This window comes from Rothia sp. HMSC069C01, from assembly GCF_001814655.1.
Taxonomy (GTDB): domain Bacteria; phylum Actinomycetota; class Actinomycetes; order Actinomycetales; family Micrococcaceae; genus Rothia; species Rothia dentocariosa.
Genome location: NZ_KV817378.1, coordinates 1 through 5,419 on the forward strand (window position 1 = coordinate 1; position 5,419 = coordinate 5,419).

At 54.3% G+C, this 5,419-nt stretch carries 4 protein-coding genes and 1 pseudogene; 1 reads left to right on the forward strand and 4 read right to left on the reverse strand.

Features of this window, described 5'->3' with window-relative positions:
* From HMPREF2981_RS00575 to HMPREF2981_RS00590, 4 genes and pseudogenes are all read right to left on the reverse strand, one after another.
* Positions 1 to 307: pseudogene (locus HMPREF2981_RS00575) on the reverse strand (recombinase RecJ); the annotation flags it as partial.
* A 241-nt stretch (positions 308 to 548) separates the two neighbouring features.
* Positions 549 to 1,790 (reverse strand): MFS transporter, encoded by a 1,242-nt coding sequence (locus HMPREF2981_RS00580; protein WP_048754961.1) that lies wholly within the window; start codon positions 1,788 to 1,790, stop codon positions 549 to 551.
* A complete protein-coding gene (locus tag HMPREF2981_RS00585; protein WP_004005782.1) occupies positions 1,759 to 2,592 on the reverse strand; it encodes a HesA/MoeB/ThiF family protein in 834 nt (277 codons plus the stop codon). Before HMPREF2981_RS00585 ends, HMPREF2981_RS00580 begins: the two co-directional genes overlap by 32 nt.
* A 591-nt stretch (positions 2,593 to 3,183) precedes the next feature.
* Positions 3,184 to 4,959: an AAA domain-containing protein gene (locus tag HMPREF2981_RS00590; protein WP_246825180.1), complete on the reverse strand. Its 1,776-nt coding sequence runs from the start codon at positions 4,957 to 4,959 to the stop codon at positions 3,184 to 3,186.
* Positions 4,960 to 5,061: 102 nt separating this feature from the next.
* Between HMPREF2981_RS00590 and HMPREF2981_RS00595 the strand changes: the two genes are divergently transcribed.
* Entirely contained in the window at positions 5,062 to 5,286 is a 225-nt protein-coding gene (locus tag HMPREF2981_RS00595) for a hypothetical protein (protein ID WP_048753294.1), read from the forward strand.
* The last annotated feature ends 133 nt before the right edge of the window (positions 5,287 to 5,419 follow it).

The following is a 5,419-nucleotide window of genomic DNA, read 5'->3' on the forward strand; positions in this document are numbered from 1 at the left end:
CCGCCTCCACGGCGAGCCGTGAGAATTCGAGGGCATCGCCGGTGCAGTCGGTGGTGCTGACGGCGCCGAGTGCGCCTGCGAATCGGGGGATATTGAGCTCGCCGATTCCGATGCCGACCCAGAAGCCGTTATCGCGCGCGGCAATGAGCGCCGCGTGTAGTGCGTCGCTGGCACAGTCGAAGGCGCCCTGAATTTCGTCAGGGTATGTCTGGGCGAAGGCAACACGCGGGTTGAGCTTTGTGAGTTCGTCCGACAGTGCAGTGAGTGAGTGCTGTGCGGAACGTTGAATAAAGGTTAGAACGAACACCTTCCTATTATGCCGTAAAACCTTCAACAAGCTGCGTAAGGTTCGCCGTAATACCGGCAACATTTAAAACCCCAAAAATACGCATTGATAAGGCGAATTATCGCGAGCATGCACTGTGTGCAGAAATCCTCAAAAGGACGTAGAACACCCCCGAAAGGAAAATAATTTTCATGCAAGTGCACGTTGAATTATTCGCTTTCGGGGGCGTTGAGCGGAGTTGATAGACGGGGCTATCGTGGAACTACTGTGCGTTCGTTACCTGCGAGATATGGGGCAGCTGACGTAGCGGCTTCTGGAATACCATCACCACCAGCGACAGGAAAATGAACACCGCGTAGAACAGCGCCGTGTACGTAATGCCCCAATCAACAATGAGGAAGCCTGCCAGCAGAACAGCCAGCGGGGTCAGCGCCATGTTCGGGATGCCCTGCACCGAGTGCACGCGACCGATCATGTGCTCCGGGGTGGATGCGTTAATGTACGCAATGATGCTCGAATTGAAGGAGGGAAGCACAATACCCGCCAACACAATCAGCAGGCACACCGCCCACAGCATCGAATGAACCACCGGCAGCAACAGGTAGCAGGCCGACATGATGGCCAGGGAGGTGATACCGAGCGGGCCGAGCGCAAACTTCTCGGTCAGCGGGCCGACCAGGAACGAACCGAGCAACACGCCCACACCGAAGGCGCTCGCAAAGATGCCGATGAAGAGCGGGTGTGCGCCCTCCAGGGTGTAGTAGTAGATGAAGGTGAGCGGAATGCCGACCGTTCCAAAGTTTGCAAGCGTTGAAACGAACGCAATGGACACCAGCACCTTGTTTTTCAGGATGTACTCGAAACCGGCTTTTGAGTCCTGCCAGAAGCTGGTTTTCTCGCCCTCCTCCTCTTCCGCGGGCTGCCGACTAGCGCCGTAGCTCTTGGGTGCGACGATGAACGCCAGCAGGTTGACGACCGCGTGAACTGCGGTCATGAGCACGGTCGAGAAGCCGATAATGATGCCGGCGACCGGGCCGCCCAGCAGGTTGGCGGTGGACTCGCGCGTCTCGCCCATACCGGAGGCGTACCCCAGGTGTTCCTTGGGGACTACGCGGGTGATGATGGACTGTTCACTCGGGTAGTCGAAGGTGGAAATGATGGCGGCGAGAGAGATCGTGATCACCAAAACGTAAATGTTGGTGACGTTGAAAACGAGGTAGAGAAGAATCGCTATCCAGGACAGCGACTGGCCGATACAGGACAGTGCCAGGCACTTTGAGGGGCCGATTCTATCGACCCACGTTCCAGATACAGCTCCGGCGCAGGTGGCGAGAACACCCGCGACGAAGAGGGTGATACTCGCAGCTTCGGGGGAGCCGGTTAGCGCCAAAATAATGATGGGCGTGGTGATATAGCTCATCGAGTCTGAGAGCTGGTTGGCTCCAATGGCGAAGAGAGTATTTCGAAAATCTCTATTCTTGAGTAGCTCGGTGTTGACACTCATGGGGGATCTCCACTGTGTATGAATTACTGTAATCGAACATATTTTGATGTATTGCTTTACCTAAACTTTGCGGCTTAAGTTTGGCAAGATACCTAATTCCTTCATATGCGGCAAGTGATCCAGATATAAGGACTATAGGAGATATTGCAGCATTTATCTCTGGAACTTTATCTGTATGAGCTTCCTCGTAACCTAGACGAGTCATATTTCGTAGATTACTTTCACGGATGCATCTATAGCATCCTGTAACCTTTGGGTCGTAGATGCAACAATTAATTATTGGGCCATTGTAGCTTGCATCAATCCATGGTTTACCAGATTTTAATGAAGCATCAGAGAACCAAAATGGTATATCGTCTGGACTGTCAGCGCAGCGATACACTAGGTCATATTCGTTAAAATATTTAATGAGGTCATCAGAGGAAGTAATTTTCTTATCCTCGGATGTAATAAGAATTTTTGAATTTATTTTTTGGAGATTTTTCATGGCAGCCGTTGATTTTTTGAGCCCAAGGTCTTTTTCTGTGTATAGAATTTGCCTATTGAGATTCGACTCTTCAACATTGTCAAAATCAACTATGTGTATTTGAGATACTCCTGAAGATGCTAAGTTCATGGCCACGGATCCGCCAATTCCGCCAAGACCTACAATTACAATTTTCGAGGAGGACAGAATATTTTGCACCCGAAAAGGGTCGCTACTTCCTGAAGTGTCAATCCAAGAAAAGAATTCACGACTTCTTGAGTACCTATTAGATTTTGTAGATGATTTAAGGAAGAATCCATCTTCTATGTGACCCATCGTTATGAGTGATTCTATAATCTTCCTTGAATTTTTAGGAGTTAATCCTAAAATTTTTGATGTCTTTATAACTACCTCATCTATCGTGTATTCTCCTGTTAAGATCTCATTTAGGTTCTTAAAATTTCCCGAGGGGTCATGAATTGTGTTTGATATGCCTTTCTGGAGGTGGTTATTTACTGTCCGCCTACACGATGTGCCGGAGGACGGAGACCACCATGAGCCCTCTTGAGCTCATCTTCGGATGAGGTAATCAAATCCTGAATATCGAGTTCCATTGGTGTTCCTTTCGACAGATAGTCATCTATGGCTATCGAATCTTGGCTGAGCGATTCAGCTCAACCCCCAACATCTGTTGGTGTCTTAAATCATAGTGGAGATATGAGTCATATGCATGAACTCATGTTGAAAAACTTTCCTCATTTTGAGTATTGACATTAGGGTTAGGTTGACTATAATTCATTCTTGGTGCTTCCACCCAACCGAACCCTGAATGAATCCGGCTGAACCCGATTCCGGGCACGCCAAAGACGCCCGCCACCGGTCAGCCCCGCAACGCAGCGGGCAGGGGCGGGGGAGCACAGAAGAGCACTACTCCACCAGGCCCGCGAAGCCCGACAGAGCCAGCACCTCCTCAACATCCTGCGGCACCGAACGCGCCACCCACGGCGAATGCACCAACACCGCCCGCCACTGACCGCGCGACACCGCCACATTCAAACGATTCGGCGAGAGCACAAACCCGGCACCGCGCCCAGAATCAACCCGCGACGACGCCAACGACACCAACACCACCGCAGCCTCCTGACCCTGGAACTTATCCACCGTACCCACACGCACGCCAGCACCCGAAGAATCAGCCAGACCAGCGGCAATCAGCGCCTCACGCACACAATCAACCTGCGCGTTATACGCCGCCACCACAATGCAATCCTCCGCCGCCAACGGGCGCGGCGCAGCACCAGCTGCCGGAACCCACTCACGGCCCAACAACTCGCGCACGCAATCCACCACCGCCTGCGCCTCCTGCACAGAACGCACCGAACAGCCCACATGCTCCACCGGATACGACACCACACCCGGCGCAACACCCTGCAGGGCGCGACCAGCCGTCGCCGCCGCGCTCGCCAGCGCGCCATCATAGGACAGCCACGAAACCCGCTCGCACAGCGCCGAATCCATACGCCACGACTCACCCAAGAAATAGCCACAACGAGGATCCAGCGCCGCCGCCCCATCAGACAACCAACCCAGCGCCGAAACATCCACCGGGTACGGATGAACACCCGTCGACACCTGCGGCAACTGCTGCGGATCGCCCAGCAGCAGCACCGAACGCGCCGCACGAGCTGCCGCCACCGTATTTGTCAGAGAGAACTGGCCAGCCTCATCAACCACCAGCACATCCAACGACCCGGCAGGCACACGACGCTCACTCACGTAATCCCACGCCGTGCCGCCAAACAGCAAACCGCCCGCACCAGAAATCAGCTCCACCAGCTCAGAATCAGACACCTCAGACCACGGGGCGGGGGTCACCGACTTACCGCGCAGACGCACCGCACGCGAAACATCAAAACCATCACGGGCACAGCACGCCAACATAAGATTCTCAATCACCGCATGCGACTGAGCCACCACGCCCACCTTCGCGCCCTCCGCCACCAGGCGCGCAATCACGTGTGAGGCGAGGAAGGTCTTACCCGCACCGGGAGGGCCCTGAACCGCCACATAGGAATGGTCGAGAGCGCGAACCGCCGCGTGCACGGCATCCACCGTGGGCAGGTCAGAGGTGGGAAAATCAACCTCACGGGGTAGATTTTCTGCATTTTTGGCGTTCAAGGCGTTCTTCTTCAGGCGCGGCACACGGCGGAACAGCAAATCCGCGGATGCGCTCTCCACCCCCGTCAGCGAAGCCGCCGCATCGAGCACGCTCGGCAGGGTGTTGGGGGAGGCGGGAGCCTCGGAAGGATCAGAATCTTCACCGGATGCGGGGAGGTCAGGCATCAGCGCGCTAGGCATGAGAGTACCGTCGAAAAGCAGCCCGTGCACATCAGCCTGCAGGGCCGCCTTAATCGTCGCCATAGACACCGGATCGCCAGGACCAATACCCGAAGGCAGGGCACCGTGCGGCTCATCCTTCACGCGGATGCGCTCCTGCAGAAGCACCTCTAGGAACTCGCCGGTCGACTCTTCGACAGCCTCTGCGGCAGTCTCTTCGGGGTCCGCAGAATCCTCAGATCCGGCACGGAAACCGCCCTGCGCCACCGCCAGCACGCGCATGCCAAAGAAACCCGTCGCCGCCAACTCAGCGGGCACACGCTCACCCGGATTCGACGCACGGAAATAATTCAGCTGCGACTCCATACGGTCCAGATGAGGTATCTGATGAGAACGATGAGGCTACTTCCAACAGTGAGCCGAACACGGTAAACTGAGATAACTAATGGTGGGGGAAGGGAACGTGCTATGAGTACTCACACTGCTGAAGGACTATATAACTCCGTCATGCGCAATGGAAAACCTGCACGTTTACGTTCTGATTATAAGAAGGTCGTAGATACCGAAGTTGGTGAGCTACGGCGAAGCATTTCTCAGCAGGTCAAAGAACGTCAGCAAAGCAAGTTTCAAGATTCTCCACAGCCTTGGTGGACAACGGTGGTGAATCCGATTCGTAATATTTTTAATCGGTAGATTATCAATATTGAGGTTTATACCTGCATAACGTAGTGAGGTCATCCAGATTATCTGGATGACCTCATCGTTTTATTTTGTCGGGCTGGCAGAATCCAGCCGGTTGAGCAGGTCGAGTACCGCCGGGCGTGCC